We start from the raw sequence: 15,417 nt of genomic DNA, 5'->3' as shown, positions 1-15,417 counted from the left end.
CGGACATGGCCAAGGAATACAAGGATTTGGTCGTCGGGCTGGATATTGGGACCGCCAAGATCATGGCCGTCGTGGCCGAGGTTTTGCCGGGCGGTGAATTGCGCATCGCCGGTCTCGGGGTGGCGCCTTCGCATGGCCTCAAGCGCGGCGTCGTCGTCAATATCGACGCCACCGTGCAGTCCATCCAGCAGGCCCTCAAAGAGGCCGAAATGATGGCCGATTGCAAAATCTCCCGGGTTTATACGGGGATCACCGGCAGCCATATCCGCGGCCAGAACTCCACCGGCATGGTCATCGTGCGCGACAAGGAGGTCACGCCGGTCGATGTGACCCGCGTCGTCGAAACCGCCAAGGCCATCAATATTCCCAACGACCAGCGCCTGCTGCTGGTCGAACCCCAGGAATTCGTCATCGACGGCCACGAGGTCAAGGAACCCATCGGCATGAGCGGTGGCCGCCTGGAAGTCAAGGTCCATATCGTGACCGGGGCGCAAAGTGCGGCTGAAAACATCGTCAAATGTGTGCGCCGCTGTGGTTTGGAGGTCGATCAGCTGGTTTTGAACCCGAGCGCCTCCAGCCATGCCGCCCTGACCGCCGACGAACGCGACCTGGGCGTGGCCCTGGTGGATATCGGCGCCGGCACGACCGATGTCGCGATATTCACCGGCGGCTCCATCCGCCATACCGCCGTCATCCCCATCGCCGGCGACCTGATCACCAGCGATATCGCCATGGCCCTGCGCACCCCGACCAAGGATGCCGAGGAAATCAAGGTCGAATATGGCGTCGCCAAGCAGCTGCTGGCCGACCCCTCCGACCAGGTGGAAGTGCCCGGCCTGGGCGATCGCAGCCCCCGGATGCTGTCCAAGCAGGCGCTGGCCGGCGTCATCGAGCCGCGCGTCGAGGAAATCTTCTCCCTGGTGCACCAGGTCATTCGCGAGAGCGGATATGAGGAATTGCTGTCCAGCGGCATCGTGCTGACCGGCGGATCGGCCGTCATGCCGGGCATGGTGGAACTCGCCGAGGATATTTTCCTGAAACCCGTGAGGCGCGGTCTGCCCACCTATTCAGGGGCCCTTTACGACATGGTGGCCAATCCCCGCTCGGCCACCGTCATGGGGCTGCTCGAGGAAGCCCGGCTGTCGCGCAGCCGGGGTTTCAAGGCAGCCCAGCAGGCCGGCTCGGTGCAAACCCTGCTCGGCCGGGTCAAGGATTGGTTCATGGGGAATTTTTGACCCCCCAAAACCAACACCGACCACGAAAAATTTGTTTCAGCAACTGTTCATTTTCTGAGTGCCACGGCACAATTGCAGTAGGAGGTTTGATATGCCCATCGAGATGATCGAAGAGTTTGACCAAGGCACCCAAATCAAGGTGATCGGGGTCGGTGGTGGCGGCGGCAATGCCGTGGACCACATGATCGCCCAGGGCGTTCAAGGCGTTGAATTCATCTGCGCGAATACCGACGCGCAGGCACTGAACCGCTCCAAGGCCGACCAATTGCTGCAACTCGGCACCTCCGGTCTCGGCGCTGGCGCCAAACCCGAAATGGGCAGGGCCGCCGCCGAAGAAGCCGAAAACCGCATTCGCGAATCCATCGCCGGCGCCAATATGCTGTTCATCACCGCCGGCATGGGCGGTGGTACCGGCACGGGTGCCGCGCCGGTGATTGCCCGCGTCGCCAAGGAAATGGGCATCCTGACGGTGGGCGTCGTCACCAAACCCTTCGAATTCGAAGGCGGCCGCCGCGCCAAGGCGGCCGATGCCGGCCTGGCCGAACTGGAAGCCAATGTCGACTCGCTGATCGTCGTGCTGAACGACAAGCTGCTCGACGTGCTGGGCGACGACGTCACGCAGGATCAGGCCTTCGCGCACGCCAATGACGTGCTGAAGAACGCCGTTGGCGGCATTTCCGACATCATCCACATCCCCGGGCTGGTCAACGTCGACTTCGAAGACGTCAAGACGGTGATGAGCGAGCCCGGCAAGGCCATGATGGGCACGGCCCAGGCCGGCGGTCCGGACCGCGCCACCAAGGCGGCCGAAGCCGCCGTGGCCTGCCCGCTGCTGGAAGGCATCGATCTGTCCGGCGCGCGAGGCGTGCTGGTGCTGATCGCCGCGAGCCGCGCCAACTTCAAGCTGAGCGAGTCGCGCAATGCGATGAACGCCATCAAGCGCTATGCCTCGGAAGATGCCCACATCATCTACGGCACCGCCTACGACGAAAGCCTGGGCGATGCCCTGCGCGTGACCGTCATTGCCACCGGCCTGACGGCCGGCCGCGCCCGCCAGCAGGCGCCGCTGCAGGTCGTGCAGACCCAGCAGGTCGTGCGCAACGGCACCGACGGCATGCCCGTGCTGACGCAGGCTGTGGCCATGGCCGCACCGGCGGCAGGCCAGCAGGCCAATGTCGGCCTGGGCCTGGGGGACTTCGCCAACGCCAATGTGCCCAGCGTCTGGCGCCATGGCCGTTCGGGCAGCGCCGCCGCCAAGGTCGAGGCCCTGTCGTCCAATGGCATGGACGAGATCGAGATCCCGGCCTTCCTGCGCAAGCAAGCTGACTGATCGATCTCTGTTCGATCAAGAAAGGGCGAGTCGCAAGGCTCGCCCTTTTGCTTTTCAGGACGCGCGAGCCACAGCGGCCGGCCTTGCGGCGCCGGACAGCAAAGCCAGCAATCCGCCGCCCGCCAGCACCAGGGCTAACGCAGCCATGCGCGCACCCGGCAGAGTGGCTGCAGCGGTCGTCATGCAGGCTGCCGCAGCCATCTGCAGAAAGCCGAGCAGCGCCGACGCCTGTCCGGCCTGGGATGCAAACGGCGTCAACGCCAGCGCCGTGCCTGTAGGCGACACCAGGCCCATGCCGAACAGAAAGATGGCCACCGCCAGCCCGAAGCCAGCCAGGCCCGCCGCGCCACCGGCCAGCATCACCAGGCCGCCCAGCATCGCCAACGCGGCGCCAAGTCGCAGTACGGTCGGGCCGCCCCAGCGCGCCGCCCAACGCGGCGCGGTCTGGCCCGCCGCAAACACGACAAACACAGACGTCGCGAAGAACAGCCCGACCTGCAAGGCGCTGAAGCCGAAGTCGCGCGCCAGCACCAGCGGCGCGGTGCCGAAGAAGGCGAACAGTGCGCCGAGGATGGCTGCCGTTGCGAGGGCCGGGCGCATGAAGCGTGCATCACCCAGCAGCACGACATAGCCTCGCGCCAACGCGCCGGCCGGCTGATGGCGGCGACGCTCCACGGGCAGCGTTTCGCCAACGATGCCGATATAGGCGGCAGCCAACGCCAGCCCAGCCAGCACCAGCGCGGCAAACAGCGCCCGCCAGCCCCATGCGGCTTGCACCAGACCACCCAGCAGCGGCGAGAAGCCGGGCGCCGCGGCCATGACAACCATGATGCGGCCGAGCAGTGCTGCGAGCTGCGGGCCCTCGAAGCGATCGCGTGCCGCGGCCCGCGCCAGCACCGATGCGGCCGCGACGCCGATGGCCTGCAATGCACGTCCCGCGAGCAGCCAGGGCAGGGTGCCCGCCACGCCGCAGACGGCGCTGCCGATCACGAAGACGACCAGGCCGCCGAGCACGACGGGCCGGCGGCCGATGCGATCCGACAGCGGCCCGACGATGAGCTGGGCAAACGCGAACACGGCGAGGAAGACGCCGAGCACGGAGGCGGTCAGCGCCGCTTCGTCGCCGCCCAGGGCCTGGGCGATGACGGGCAGGGAGGGCAGCAGGATATTGGTCGACAGCGTCGCCAGGGCCGACAGGGCGGCCAGTGTCAGCAGCCAGCGCAGAGGCACGGCGCTCATGAGGCCCGGCCCTCGGCAATGAAGGCGATGCTGCGCGCGATGACGTCGGCATCGGCCAGCAGACGGCGATGACCCAGGTCGTGAACGGGCTCGAAACGGGAGCCGGCCCAGGCCGCATGCAGGGCCTCGGAAGCGGCGAAAGGCACGGTGCGATCCGCGGGGTCGTGAATGATCAAGCCGGGATGACGCAGGCCGTGTTGCAGCCGCTCCAGATCCACATAGGTGATGCGCGTGCCGATGAAGCGCTCGACCCAGCCCGCAAAGGCTGCGGCGTCCGCCGGACCCAGGCCGTGGGCGGCGGCCAGGCCCTTGACCATGGGCGTCAGCGAGGACGGCCCGGCCAGGTGCACGCTGCGCCTGACCTGCCAGCCGTGCGCGAACGCGAGCAGCGCCGCCGCCGAACCCATCGAATGGCCGATGACGCCATGCACCTCTGCGCCGATGTCGGCCACCACCGCGCGCAGGGCGCGGCCGGCATGGACGACGCTGGCCGCATGACCGGTCGAGTCGCCATGGGCGGGCAGGTCGAAGAGGGTGACCGAGAAGCCGGCCTCGACCAGGGGGCGCGCGAAAGCGAGCAGATGCGCGCCGCGGCTGTTCCAGCCATGCACGAGGACGACGCGCGGGCCCGAGCCCAGGGTCCAGCGCGTCAGCTTGTGGCCTTCGTGGCGCAGCGGCGCCTCGGCATGCCCAGCCAGGGTGGCGCGCTCCTCGGCGCTCAGCGGCACGCGTTCGGGCGCCGAGAAGGCATGCCGGGCCGCGGCGAGATGGCCGTCGTCATGCGCCTGCAGAGGCGCGGCATGGACAGGGGAGGCGAGCATGGCGTTCTCCTGGGCGGTGCTTAGCCGGCGTAGGCGGGCGCGGCCGTGGACAGGCTCTGCTTGACCTGGCGGCTGATGTCATCGGCAAGCACCTCGAAGGCGCCGGCTTCCAGCTCGGCCAGGGCCAGACGGGCGACTTCGGCGGGCGAGGACTTGGGCGCGTCGAGGCCGCGCGTCATGTCGGTATCCATATAGCCGACATGCAGGCTGGTCAGCTGCGTGCCCTGGGCCTTCAACTCACTGCGCAAGCCGTTGCTCAGCGCCCAGGCGGCCGCCTTGCTGGCGCTGTAGGGCGTCAGGCCGGGCAGCGTCACCCAGCTCAGCACCGACAGCACATTCAGGACCGCGCCGCCGCCATTGGCTTGCAGCACCGGGGCAAAAGCCTGGGTCAGCGCCCACACGCCAAAGAAATTGGTGTCCAGATGCCGGCGTGCCGTGGCGATGGCGTCGCCAGCAAGCACGCCCACGCCTTGCGAGATGCCGGCGTTGTTGATCAGCAGCGTCACATCGGTGCATTGCGCGGCCGCGGCGGCCACCTGGGCGGGGTCGGTCACATCCAGCGCGATGGGCACGACGCCGGGCAGGGTGATGGAGGCGGAATCGCGCGCAGCGGCATAGACCTTGGCCGCGCCGGCGGCCAGGGCGGCCTCGGCAAAGGCTCGGCCCAGGCCACGGTTGGCGCCGGTGATGAAGACGACGGCGTTCTTGAGCTTCATGAGACTTCCTTCCGGATCGATTTATTCATGTCGACCGACATGATTGATATAAATGTCGGTCAACATATAAACTTCGTCAAGTGCCACCCGAGAGCCCCCAGGAGACGTCATGAAGGTCAGCCGCGCCCAGGCCGAAGAGAACCGCGAACGCATCCTCGACAACGCCGCCCAGCTGTTCCGCGAGCGCGGCTTCGATGGCATCGGGCTGAACGACCTGATGCAGGCCGCCGGCCTGACGCGTGGCGGCTTCTACGGCCATTTCGAGTCCAAGGACGACCTCGCCGCCCAGGCGACGCGGCGTGCGCTGCAGGCCAACCGCGAGCAGTGGAAGAAGCAGACCGACCGCAGCCTGCAGGCCTGGGTCAAGACCTATCTGTCCGACGCCCACCGCGACCATATCGGTGCCGGCTGCGGCCTGGTGGCGCTGGCGGGTGATGCGGCGCGCGGTGGGCCGGCCGTGCAGCAGGTGTTTGCCGACGGCGTCGCCAGCCTGGTCGCGGCGCTGCAGACCCAGATGCCCGCCGATGCCCCCGCGCAGCAGCGCGAGCAGGCCCTCGCCATGCTGTCCACGCTGGTGGGGGCGCTGCTGCTGTCTCGAGCCGTGGGCGACAACGGGCTGTCGCAGGAGTTGCGGGAAGCGGCGCGCAAGCATCTGCCCGCCGGCGGCTGAACGGTCGTTCGAGCGCCCACCAGCGGTGCGCGCCCGCTGGGGCGGGGCCTGCCTATGTGGCATGCTCGCGCCCCATGTCAATGCCTATGAGACAAGGTAGGGATGCCTGAGTTCGGCCTGATCCTGCGCAGCTGCTTGCTGGCGATGGTGATGTTGGCCGGCCTGCCCGTGCAGGCACAACGTTTGCCCCAGCCCAGCACGCGCGTCGCGGGCGACGACTCCGCGCCTGCCGAACTCGCGACCACCGCCTGGACGCGCGCCCAGCTCGACAGCTGGTGGGCGACCCTGCGCCAGCACAGCGTGGCGGGCGGCGACCGTCTCGACCTGCCGCCCGAACTGCTGCCGCCCGAGGCCGCGGGGGCCTGGCAGCATGTGGTCATGCCCGACGTGCGCACGCGCCCGGGCGCGGCCATGCTCAGCGACGCCCGGGGCTACGAGATGCGCTGGTACCGGCTGCATGTGCCGGCCGGTGGCGACGAGGCCATGGCCCTGTATCTGCCGCGCCTGGTCACCTTGTCGGCCGCCGTGCTGGCCCGCACCGACCGCGGCTGGCAGCTGCTGCTGGACAACCAGCATGCCGAGCGCGAGCAATGGGTGCAGCCCATCTGGCTGCCCTTGCCCGGCGCCGGTGCCCAGGGCCTGGACGTGGTGGTGGCGCTGCCGGTGCCGGCGGGCAGCTATCACGCCGTGTCGCGCATCTGGATAGGCCCGCGCGACCAGCTCGAGAAGCGCTGGCTGTGGCGGGTGCGCGCCCAGACCGGCCTGCCCCAGGCGGTCAGCCTGACGCTGGCCGTGCTGGGCATGTTTGCGCTGACGCTGTGGTTGCGCCGGCCCGACGAAGGCATCTACGGGCTCTTTGCGCTGGGCGCCGCGGCCTGGATGGTGCGCAATCTGCACTACTACGTCAGCCTGCCCGCCTCGCCCGTGGGCCAGGACTGGTTCTGGTGGGCCACGCATGCCTCCATGGGCTGGGTCATGCTGACGGCCCTGCTGTTCGCGCTGCGCTTCGCCAGCCGGCGCACGCTCTGGCTGGAGTGGGCGCTGACCGCCAGCGTGGCCCTGGTCAGCGTCCTGAGCATGCCGCTGTGGCTGCGCCAGCTCGACATGGTCGTCATGCAATACACGGTGACGGCCGCCGTCGCCGCCATTGGCACCGCCTGGGTGGCCTACCTGGCCTGGCGTGAACGCCGCACCGAGCTGCGCATCATGGCCGTGGCACTGATCACCGGCGTCGTCATTGGCGGCCACGATCTCGCCGTACTGGCCGGCTGGGCCTGGCCCGAGCACTTCTTCCTGATGCCGTTTGCGACGCTGACCGTCATGCTCAGCTTCCTGCATGCGGTGCAGCGCCGCTATGTCGGCGCCGTTGAGCAGGTGCAGGCCGAGAACAGCCAGTTGCAGGAGGACCTGGACGAGCAGGTGTCGGTGCTGCAGATGCAGAACGCCCAGTTGCGCGAGGCCGAGCGCCAGCAGGCCCTGCTGCTGGAGCGCCAGCGCATCATGGCCGACATGCACGACGGCCTGGGCTCCTCGCTGCTGTCGGCCCTGGTCGCGGTCGAGCAGGGCAATATGTCGCACGAGAAGGTCGTCGAGGTGCTGCGCGAATGCGTGGACGACCTGCGCCTGGTCATCGACTCGCTGGAGCCGGTCGGCCACGACCTCGTCTCGCTGCTGGCCACCATGCGCTACCGACTGGGCAAGCGCCTGCAGACCGGCGGCCTCAAGCTCGACTGGGATGTGCAGGACCTGCCACCGCTGGCCTGGCTGGAGCCGCCCGATGCCCTGCATGTGCTGCGCCTGATGCAGGAGGCGCTGAACAACGTCCTCAAGCACGCCCAGGCCAGCCGCGTGCGCATGGTCACGCGCCATCACGGCAGCTATGTCGAGATCCGTGTCGAGGATGATGGCGCGGGCTTCGATCTGCAGACCATCCAGCATGGACGCGGTCTGAAAAGCCAGATCAAGCGCGCCCAGCGTCTGGGCGGCAAGCTGCGCATCGACTCCTCGCCGGGCATGGGCACGCGGCTGTCGCTCAGATTGCCCGTGGAACGCAAGGGCGAGGCTTGATCCTGGGACAATCCCGAGCATGGTCAAGCAACGCACCCTGAAGTCGATCACGCGCGCCGTCGGCGTGGGCATCCACAGCGGCCAGAAGGTCGAGCTGACCTTGCGCCCCGCGCCTGCTGACACCGGCATCGTCTTCCGCCGCGTCGACCTCTGCCCGCCGGTGGACATCCCGGTCGGCGTCACGTCGGTCAGCGACACGCGCATGGCCACCACCATCAGCCCTGGCGGCGACCCGGGTGGCCCCAAGGTGCAGACCATCGAGCATCTGCTGTCGGCCTGCGCCGGCCTGGGCCTGGACAACCTCATCATCGACATCAATGCCGACGAGGTGCCGGTGCTGGACGGCTCGGCCGCCGCCTTCGTCTTCCTGCTGCAGTCGGCCGGCATCCTCGTGCAGGACGCGCCCAAGCGCTTCCTGCGCGTCAAGAAGCCCGTCGAGGTGCGCCAGGGCGAAGGCAAGAAGCTGATGTGGGCCAAGCTCGAGCCCCACCACGGCTACACGCTGAGCTTCGAGATTGAGTTCGACAACCCGGCCGTGGCCGCCACCGGCAGCAGCTTCGTCTTCGACATGGGCTCGGGCACCTACAAGAAGGAGATCGCCCGCGCCCGCACCTTCGGCATGACGGCCGACATCGACCTGATGCGCTCGCGCGGCCTGACCCTGGGCGGCTCCATGGACAACGCCATCGTCGTCGACGACTACAAGGTGCTGAACGCCGACGGCTTGCGCTATGACGACGAGTTCGTCAAGCACAAGATCCTGGACGCCATCGGCGACATGCAGGTGGCCGGCATGCCCCTGCTGGCGGCGTACACCTCCTTCAAGGGCGGCCATGCGCTGAACAACAAGCTGCTGCGCGCCCTGCTGGCCGACGAGTCGGCCTACGAGATCGTCCATTTCGACGACGACCGCCAGGCGCCCAAGGGCTTCGCCGAGCTCGCACCAGCGTGGTGAGTGATGCGATGAGAGCGTTTACATGCTGATCGCCCGCCTTGTCGTCGGCCTGCTGCTGTTCTCGGCCGTGCTCTGCTTCGCCTTCTCCATTGCAACCGGCCAGGCGCGCTGGCGGCGGCGGGGCGTGGTCATCATGAAATGGACCCTGGTAGCCGGACTGGCCTTTTTCGGCGTGCTGATCCTGGAGCGATTGGCCCTGCTGCTGTGATGCTCGTCACGGCGTAGCCGGAGCACCCCTGGGCTTGCGGGGATGCCAGCCCGGCGGCATGTGTTCAGAATGACTTCACGGTCGCTGTTCGAGTTGCGGCGGCCCAGTCCGGGAGACCATTAACCTGGGCGCCACGCGTGGAGATGGCCGGGGGGCCGGGGAAGCGCAGTGGATTGAAGAGAGAAATCGTTGTTGTACCGAATTGGGCCGCTCCCGCAGGAGTGGCCCTTTTTTTTGGCGCCCCCACGAGGGCGACCCCTTTTTTTTGCGCCCGCGCCACAGCTCAAGCTGTCGCCAAGCTGTCGTCCCCTGTTACGCCCTCTCACCGACCGGCGGGCTTGTGCGTCGGCTGAGCGCAGAGGCCAGCGTTGAACGCACAGGCCAGCCGTCGCTGACCGCTGAAAGGACCCTCGAATGAAGATCTCCCTGATTGCCTGCGCCGCCCTTGCCCTGCTGACCAGCGCCGCGATGGCCCAGACCCCCGTCAATGCCCAGACCACCGTCCAGCGTGACGTCAACCAGCAGCAGCGCATCGAAAACGGCCTGCAAAGCGGCAAGCTGACGACGCGCGAAGCGGGGCTGCTCGAGCGCGAGCAGGCCAAGGTCGACCGGCTGCAAGCCAAGGACATGAAGGATGGCAAGCTCAGCGCCGCCGAGCGCCAGCAGCTGCGTGCGGCGCAGAACAAGGCCAGCCGCGACATCGAGACGGCCAAGAACAACGGCGTCAACGGCAACCCGCTGTCCGCCTCCAGCCAGCGCATGCAGGCCGACGTGCAGCGCAACGTCAACCAGGAAAAACGTGTCGAGGCGGGTCTTGCCAGTGGCTCTCTGACCAAGCGCGAGGCCGCCCGCATGGAGCAGGGCCAGGCGCACGTGGATCGTGCGGAAGCCCATGCCGCGGCCGACGGCCATGTCGGCGCCGGTGAGCAGAAGCATGTGCAGCGCGCCGAGAACCGCCAGAGCACGCGCATCCATCGCGCCAAGACCAACGGCACGACGGCCGGCTGATCCAGCGGCCTTAGATGAAGAACGCCGGGGGCCTCAACCCTCGGCGTTTGCATTTCAAGCGCTCAGATAACGCTGGCGCAGGTGGGCTTCGAAGTGCGCCGGGTTCAAGGCCTCGCCGCTGGCACGCTTCACCAGCTCAGGCGTCTCGTAGCGGCTGGCGGTCTGCCAGACATGGGTGGACAGCCAGTCGAACACCGGACCCAACTCGCCGCGCGCGATCTGTGCGTCCAGGTCCGGCCGCTGGGCCCGCATGGCGGCGAACCACTGCGCCGCGTACATGGCGCCCAGGGTATAGCAGGGGAAGTAGCCGAACAGGCCGGCCGGCCAGTGCACGTCCTGCATGGGGCCGTCCTTGAAGTTGCCGCGCGTGTCCAGGCCCAGCAGCTCGGCCATCTTGGCGTCCCACAGGGCCGGGATGTCCTCGACCTCGGCCTGGCCTTCGATGAGGGCGCGCTCGATGTCGAAGCGCAGCAGGATGTGGGCGGGGTAGGTGACCTCGTCGGCATCGACGCGGATCAGTCCCGGCTGCACCCGCGTCAGCAGCTTGTTCAGATTGCCAGGCTCGAAGGCTGGCTGGTCGCCGAAGTGCTTCACCAGCAGCGGCGACAGCAGGCCGGCGAAGGCCGGATGGCTGCCCAGCTGCATCTCGAAGCTCAGGCTCTGGCTTTCGTGGATGCCCATGGAGCGGGCGCGGGCGATGGGCTGGCCGAGCAGCTCGCGCGGCAGGTTCTGCTCGTAGCGGCCGTGGCCCGTCTCGTGGATGGTGCCCATCAGGCTGGGCAGGAAGTCGTCCTCGCGGTAGCGCGTTGTCATGCGCACGTCCTCGGGCACGCCGCCGCAGAAGGGATGGGTGCTCTCGTCCAGGCGGCCGGCGGCGAAGTCGAAGCCCATCAGCTTCATCGCATCCAGCCCGAGCGCCTTTTGCGCTGCCGTGGGGAAGGGACCGACCGGCTTGATGACGGTTTCGCCGGCCTGCTTGGCCGTCACGTCACGGATCAGGCCCGGCAGCCAGCCGCGCAGCGGTGCGAAGGCGGCTTCGACGTCAGCGCCGCGCATGCCCGGCTCGTAGTTGTCCAGCAGCGCGTCGTACTTGGACAGGCCCGACATCTGCGACAGCAGTTCGGCCTCCTGGCGGGCGATCTTCAGCACCTCGCGCAGGTTCGGCACCAGGCCGGCCCAGTCATTGGCCGGGCGCTGGCTGCGCCAGGCGTGCTCGCAGCGGTTGTTGGCCAGGCTCTTGGCTTCGACCAGGGCCTGGGGCAGGGCGTTGGCGGCGCGCCAGGCGCGACGGATCTCGCGCAGATTGGCGCGCTGGCCATCGTCCAGCGGCTCGGCGGCCGCGGCGTCCAGCAGGCCGGGCAGGGCGGGGTCGGTCGCCAGCTGGTGCAGCAGGCCGTCCATCTCGGCCAGGGCCAGGCTGCGCGCCTCGTTGCCCTTGGCCGGCATATTGGCCGCCTGGTCCCATTGGGCGATGGCCTGCAGATGGCCGAGGTGGTGCAGGCGCCGCTGGCGCGCGCTCAGGTCTTGGTATGCAGAGGTCATGACAACCAGGTCTCCGGAATCAGCCAAATCAAGGCGACGGTGTACAGAAGAAAACGCAGGAACTTGCCCAGGGCCATCCAGCCCACGCAAGGCCAGAAGGGCAGCTTGAGCCAGCCGGCCACGGCGCAAAGCGGGTCGCCCACGATGGGCAGCCAGCTCATCAGGCAGGCTTTGGGGCCGAAGCGCTGCAGCCACCGCATCGCCCGCGAATGCGACGGCTCGTGGTGCTTCACCGCCTCGACCGCCTTCTCGGCGCCGTAGCCAATCCACCAGCTCGTCACGCCGCCCAGCGTGTTGCCGACCGTGGCCACCAGGATCACGGCCCAGAACATGCTCGGGTCCGCCTTGACGACGAGGTAGACGGCCGGCTCAGAGCCTAGCGGCAGCAGCGTGGCCGAGACGAAAGTGATGACGAAGACGGCCACCAGCCCGACCTGGGGCAGGGCCAGGGCGGCGAGCAGCTCGCTGATGAATTGGCCAAGCCAGGCTTCCATGGCGGCATTGTGGAGGCTGGCCAACGGGCCGGATGGCTACAATCTCGCCTCTTTTTTAAGCAGACGTCTCGTGCAAATCGGCCCCCACTCCCTCCCCAACCGGCTCTTCGTGGCGCCGATGGCCGGAGTGACGGACCGGCCCTTCCGCCAGCTCTGCCGCCGCCTGGGTGCGGGCTATGCGGTCAGCGAGATGGTGACGTCGCGCAAGGAGCTATGGGGCAGCCTCAAGACCTCGCGCCGCGCCGACCACTCGGGTGAGCCGGGGCCGATTGCCGTGCAGATCGCCGGCACCGATGCGGCCATGATGGCCGAGGCTGCGGCCTACAACATCGACCGCGGCGCCCAGATCATCGACATCAACATGGGCTGCCCGGCCAAGAAGGTCTGCAATAAATGGGCGGGCTCGGCGTTGATGCGCAACGAGGCGCTGGCGCTGGAGATCGTCGAGGCCGTCGTCGCCGTCTGCGCGCCATGCGGCGTGCCCGTCACGCTGAAGATGCGCACCGGCTGGAGCGCCGACGAGCGCAATGCGCTGCGCCTGGCCCGGCTGTTCGAATCCGCCGGCATCGCCATGCTGACCATCCACGGCCGCACCCGTGAGCAGGGCTACAAGGGCCTGGCCGAATACGACACCATTGCCGCGGTGAAGACAGCGCTGACGATTCCCGTCGTGGCCAATGGCGACATCGATTCGCCCGAGAAGGCGCGTGACGTGCTGGCCTATACGGGAGCCGACGCGCTGATGATCGGCCGCGCGGCCCAGGGCCGGCCCTGGATCTTTCGCGAGGTGGCCCACTTTCTGGCGACAGGCGAACACCTAGCGGCGCCGAGCGTGATCGAGGCGCGCGACGTGCTGACCGAGCATCTGCACGACCACTATGGCCTGTACGGTGAGCTCAGCGGCGTGCGCAGCGCGCGCAAGCACATCGGCTGGGCCGTGCGCGGCCTGCCCGGCGGCGAGGCCTTCCGCCAGCACATGAACACCCTGGAGCGCTGCGACCTGCAGTTGCAAGCTCTGCGCGACTGGTTCGACGAACTTGGCCAGACGCATGACCGGCTGCCTCCTGCCGAGGCGGCCAACGACGACGACGAAGTTCAGGCCCAAGAAGCCTGTGCCGCCTGACGAAACCCATTCGCGCCCCTGTCATGAGTGCCCAGAAGAACACCAATCCGCCCAATCCCATCGACGCCTGCGTGCGCGACAACCTCGAAGCCTTCTTCCGTGACCTCGACGGCCAGGAGCCGCATTCGATGCATGAGATGCTGATCAAGCTGGTGGAGAAGCCGCTGTTCGAGATCGTCATGCGCGAAGCCGGCGGCAACCAGAGCAAGGCCGCGCAGTGGCTGGGCATCAACCGCAACACCTTGCGTCGCAAGCTGACTGATCACAATCTTTAAACCTTGCGGGTTGGACCTGCGAAGCAGCTCCGACCCCAACTGACTAAACCTTGCGGGTTGGACCTTTGAGCGCAGCGAGAAGCTCCGACCCCAACTGATCAAGAACATGACCCAACTCACCGCACTGCTTTCGGTCTCCGACAAGACCGGCATCCTCGACTTCGCCAAGGGGTTGCACGCCCTGGGCGCCAAGCTGCTGTCCACCGGCGGCACCGCCAAGCTGCTGGCCGAGGCCGGCCTGCCGGTGACCGAGGTGGCCGAGCACACCGGCTTCCCCGAGATGATGGATGGCCGCGTCAAGACGCTGCATCCCAAGATCCACGGCGGCCTGCTGGCCCGTGGCGACACGCCCGAGCATGTGGCCGCCATGGAAAAGCACGGCATCACGCGCATCGACATCCTGGCCGTCAACCTCTACCCGTTTGAAGCGACCGTGGCCAAGCCCGGCTGCACGCTGGAAGACGCCATCGAGAACATCGACATCGGCGGCCCGGCGATGGTGCGCAGCGCGGCCAAGAACTGGAAGGACGTGACGGTGCTGACCGACGCGGCCCAGTACGGTGCCGTCCTCGAGGAGCTGAAGGCGAACGGCAGGACCAGCGACAAGACGCGCTTCGCTGCATCGGTGGCCGCCTTCAACCGCATCGCCCAGTACGACGCGGCCATCAGCAACTACCTGTCCAGCCTGCAGGAAGACGGCAGCAAGGCCGAGTACCCGGCGCAGATGAATGCCACCTTCGTCAAGGTGCAGGACCTGCGCTATGGCGAGAACTCGCACCAGACCGCGGCCCTGTACCGCGACCTGTTCCCGGCGCCCGGCTCCCTCGTCACCGGCAAGCAGCTGCAGGGCAAGGAGCTCTCGTACAACAACATCGCCGACGCCGATGCGGCCTGGGAATGCGTGAAGAGCTTCGACACGCCGGCCTGCGTCATCGTCAAGCACGCCAACCCCTGCGGCGTGGCCGTCGGTGTGAACCCGGCCGAGGCCTACAGCAAGGCCTTCAAGACCGACCCCACCAGCGCCTTCGGCGGCATCATCGCCTTCAACCGCGAAGTGGATGGCGCGGCCGCCCAGCTCGTCGCCAAGCAGTTCGTCGAGGTGCTGATGGCCCCCGGCTTCAGCGCCGAGGCGCTGGAGATCTTCAAGGCCAAGGCCAATGTGCGCCTGATGCAGATCGCGCTGCCGCCGGGTGGCCCGCGTCCGTGGGACCAGGGCCGCAATGCCGGCGACAGCAAGCGCGTCGGCTCGGGCCTGCTGCTGCAGACGGCCGACAACCATTTCCTGCGCAAGGAAGACCTCAAGGTCGTCACGACGCTGCAGCCCACGGCCCAGCAGCTTGACGACCTGATGTTCGCCTGGACCGTCGCGCAGTATGTGAAGAGCAATGCCATCGTCTACTGCGGCGGCGGCATGACGCTGGGCGTCGGCGCCGGCCAGATGAGCCGCCTCGACTCGGCCCGTATCGCCTCCATCAAGTCCCAGCATGCCGGCCTCAGCCTGGTCGGTTCTGCGGTGGCCAGCGACGCCTTCTTCCCGTTCCGCGATGGGCTGGACGTGCTGGCCGATGCCGGTGCGACCTGCGTCATCCAGCCGGGCGGCTCGATGCGCGACGACGAAGTCATCGCCGCAGCCAATGAGCGCGGCATCGCGATGGTGGTCACCGGCGTACGTCATTTCCGGCATTAACGAGCCCCTCGCCCAGTCGGGCCCCGCTGAACGCGGGCCCGTCCAGT

The 15,417-nt window shown here is 67.8% G+C and carries 15 protein-coding genes; 10 read left to right on the top strand and 5 right to left on the bottom strand.

The features are described from left to right. Positions 1 to 5 precede the first annotated feature (5 nt). Together ftsA and ftsZ are read left to right on the top strand one after the other, a co-directional pair. Positions 6 to 1,235, top strand: a complete 1,230-nt coding sequence (gene ftsA / locus J2X20_RS09140; protein ID WP_132570473.1) for a cell division protein FtsA — start codon at positions 6 to 8, stop codon at positions 1,233 to 1,235. Positions 1,236 to 1,326: 91 nt separating this feature from the next. Beyond that, positions 1,327 to 2,565, top strand: coding sequence for a cell division protein FtsZ (gene ftsZ, locus J2X20_RS09135; protein WP_310263608.1), 1,239 nt, complete (start codon positions 1,327 to 1,329; stop codon positions 2,563 to 2,565). A 54-nt stretch (positions 2,566 to 2,619) separates the two neighbouring features. Here the strand turns inward: ftsZ and J2X20_RS09130 are convergent, their stop codons facing one another. From J2X20_RS09130 to J2X20_RS09120, 3 genes are read right to left on the bottom strand one after another with little or no spacing between them, the layout of a single operon-like run. After that, positions 2,620 to 3,804, bottom strand: a complete 1,185-nt coding sequence (locus J2X20_RS09130) for a Bcr/CflA family efflux MFS transporter (protein ID WP_310263606.1) — start codon at positions 3,802 to 3,804, stop codon at positions 2,620 to 2,622. Continuing rightward, positions 3,801 to 4,625, bottom strand: coding sequence for an alpha/beta fold hydrolase (locus J2X20_RS09125; protein WP_310263604.1), 825 nt, complete (start codon positions 4,623 to 4,625; stop codon positions 3,801 to 3,803). The genes J2X20_RS09130 and J2X20_RS09125 overlap by 4 nt, the downstream gene beginning before the upstream one ends. Positions 4,626 to 4,645: 20 nt before the next feature. After that, the gene (locus J2X20_RS09120) at positions 4,646 to 5,341 is read right to left on the bottom strand and encodes an SDR family oxidoreductase (RefSeq protein ID WP_310263601.1); all 696 of its coding nucleotides are present in this window, start codon (positions 5,339 to 5,341) and stop codon (positions 4,646 to 4,648) included. A 109-nt stretch (positions 5,342 to 5,450) separates the two neighbouring features. On the opposite strand from J2X20_RS09120, the gene J2X20_RS09115 reads away from it, so the two are divergent. From J2X20_RS09115 to J2X20_RS09095, 5 genes are all read left to right on the top strand, one after another. Beyond that, complete coding sequence (locus J2X20_RS09115; protein WP_310263598.1) at positions 5,451 to 6,011, top strand: TetR/AcrR family transcriptional regulator; 561 nt, start codon at positions 5,451 to 5,453, stop codon at positions 6,009 to 6,011. A 102-nt stretch (positions 6,012 to 6,113) separates the two neighbouring features. After that, a complete protein-coding gene (locus J2X20_RS09110; protein ID WP_310263596.1) occupies positions 6,114 to 8,078 on the top strand; it encodes a sensor histidine kinase in 1,965 nt (654 codons plus the stop codon). Positions 8,079 to 8,097: 19 nt separating this feature from the next. After that, positions 8,098 to 9,033 (top strand): UDP-3-O-acyl-N-acetylglucosamine deacetylase, encoded by a 936-nt coding sequence (gene lpxC / locus J2X20_RS09105; protein WP_310263594.1) that lies wholly within the window; start codon positions 8,098 to 8,100, stop codon positions 9,031 to 9,033. Positions 9,034 to 9,055: 22 nt separating this feature from the next. Further along, on the top strand, positions 9,056 to 9,241 hold the full coding sequence (locus tag J2X20_RS09100) for a hypothetical protein (protein WP_310263592.1): 186 nt from the start codon (positions 9,056 to 9,058) through the stop codon (positions 9,239 to 9,241). A 414-nt stretch (positions 9,242 to 9,655) separates the two neighbouring features. Further along, entirely contained in the window at positions 9,656 to 10,249 is a 594-nt protein-coding gene (locus J2X20_RS09095; protein ID WP_310263590.1) for a hypothetical protein, read from the top strand. Positions 10,250 to 10,303: 54 nt separating this feature from the next. Here the strand turns inward: J2X20_RS09095 and J2X20_RS09090 are convergent, their stop codons facing one another. Continuing rightward, the gene (locus tag J2X20_RS09090) at positions 10,304 to 11,791 is read right to left on the bottom strand and encodes a carboxypeptidase M32 (RefSeq protein ID WP_310263587.1); all 1,488 of its coding nucleotides are present in this window, start codon (positions 11,789 to 11,791) and stop codon (positions 10,304 to 10,306) included. Next, complete coding sequence (locus J2X20_RS09085; RefSeq protein WP_310263585.1) at positions 11,788 to 12,285, bottom strand: YqaA family protein; 498 nt, start codon at positions 12,283 to 12,285, stop codon at positions 11,788 to 11,790. The genes J2X20_RS09090 and J2X20_RS09085 overlap by 4 nt, the downstream gene beginning before the upstream one ends. Positions 12,286 to 12,355: 70 nt before the next feature. Here J2X20_RS09085 and dusB point away from each other — a divergent pair, with 70 nt between their 5' ends. From dusB to purH, 3 genes are all read left to right on the top strand, one after another. Continuing rightward, positions 12,356 to 13,408: a tRNA dihydrouridine synthase DusB gene (dusB, locus tag J2X20_RS09080; RefSeq protein WP_310263583.1), complete on the top strand. Its 1,053-nt coding sequence runs from the start codon at positions 12,356 to 12,358 to the stop codon at positions 13,406 to 13,408. 23 nt (positions 13,409 to 13,431) lie between these two features. Then, entirely contained in the window at positions 13,432 to 13,683 is a 252-nt protein-coding gene (locus J2X20_RS09075; protein WP_310263581.1) for a helix-turn-helix domain-containing protein, read from the top strand. Positions 13,684 to 13,789: 106 nt separating this feature from the next. Next, positions 13,790 to 15,370: a bifunctional phosphoribosylaminoimidazolecarboxamide formyltransferase/IMP cyclohydrolase gene (gene purH / locus J2X20_RS09070; protein ID WP_310263579.1), complete on the top strand. Its 1,581-nt coding sequence runs from the start codon at positions 13,790 to 13,792 to the stop codon at positions 15,368 to 15,370. The last annotated feature ends 47 nt before the right edge of the window (positions 15,371 to 15,417 follow it).

The sequence above is a fragment of the Roseateles saccharophilus genome (genome assembly GCF_031458095.1).
Classification (GTDB): Bacteria; Pseudomonadota; Gammaproteobacteria; order Burkholderiales; family Burkholderiaceae_C; genus Pelomonas; species Pelomonas saccharophila_A.
Note: the sequence above shows the minus strand (reverse complement) of the source record. Positions and strands in the feature narration are given on the sequence as shown.